A 1,219-nucleotide genomic window follows, 5' to 3' on the forward strand; every position below is an offset into this window, starting at 1 on the left:
CCCGCTTTTCCAGGTCAATACGCCCGATTCGGAATTGCCGGAAAAGCAGGGTGATCTGGCCCGGAAGATGGGATTCACGGACCGCTATATACTTGCCGCGAAAGGCTTCGCTGAGGAAATAGCCCTGTCCTTCAAAACTGAAATAGCCGGTCTCCTTGACTTTGCACAGCCGACAATCGGCGCTGTATTCCCAGTCAGATATCCGTGTGGGAAATGCTCTTTGGCTCTTGCAGTAAACGCTTGCCGGTACGGCAAGATCCAGGGCACTATGCGGGCGCACAGTATTGTAAAACGTGCGGTAAGCATCAAACTTTCGCTGTGCGTCTGCAAGGTCCAGAAATGTATTTCCGGCCAGGCACTCTCGGGTTAACGAGCGGTTGAAACGCTCCTGCTTTCCCTGGGTCTGCGGATGGAGCGGCCGGCCGTGCAGGGTGAGGATACCCAGCTCCATGAGCCACACTTCAAAAGCGGTATAACCCATGCTCTGTGATGTGCCCCATGGATTTCCGTTGTCGCATAAAAGGCTGAATGGCAGCCCATATTCGGAAAATACCCGTTCAAATACAGGTTTTACCGCCAAAAATGTTTCTTTTTCCAGCGCCTCTGTGCAAAGACAGAAGCGGCAGTTGTCATCCAGAATGTTCAGCGGATGGCAGCGGATGCCGTTGGCAAGGGTGAAATTTCCTTTGAAATCCGTCTGCCACATGACATTGGGCTGCTCCTTTTCAAAGCGCTGGATATGGGTTGCAGCCTGACTTGCTTCCTTGCTGATGAGATGGTTGCGTGTGAAGATGTTGTTGAACGTTCGCACGCAGGGCAGGTTTTCGTACCCCATGTTTTCCATGATCTTATGGAGCTTTTCTGCGCCCAGCGCCGGATATTGCCTGCGTAGCTGAACGATGCTCGTTTCCATCTCCGGTGCGATACGGCCAGTCTGCGTTTTGGGCGCACGGCTCTGATCCGACAGGGACTGACCCTCTTGAAATCGCCGGATCCATTTGTCCCCTGTGGGACGGCTGATCCCATACTCTCTGCATAGCGCAGCCGTGCTCTTTTCCTTGGCCAATACACGCTGCACAAACTCCTCCCGCATTGCTTTTACAGTCCTTTCTTCCCAGGCCATATCGTTCTTCCTTTCCTGCCTCGATATGGCTCTAGTGTATCAAAACTGTAAACCATGTGGTTGCCTGATGTGTAAACTATCTTATTGCACTATACA

At 52.3% G+C, this 1,219-nt stretch carries 1 protein-coding gene; it reads right to left on the minus strand.

Annotation, left to right across the window (positions count from 1 at the left end):
- On the minus strand, positions 1-1,123 hold a 1,123-nt coding region (locus H8S55_RS13860), incomplete at its 3' end, for an IS481 family transposase (RefSeq protein WP_186879358.1).
- Positions 1,124-1,219: the final 96 nt, after the last annotated feature.

The sequence above is a fragment of the Flintibacter faecis genome, from assembly GCF_014287875.1.
Taxonomy (GTDB): Bacteria; Bacillota; Clostridia; order Oscillospirales; family Oscillospiraceae; genus Lawsonibacter; species Lawsonibacter faecis_A.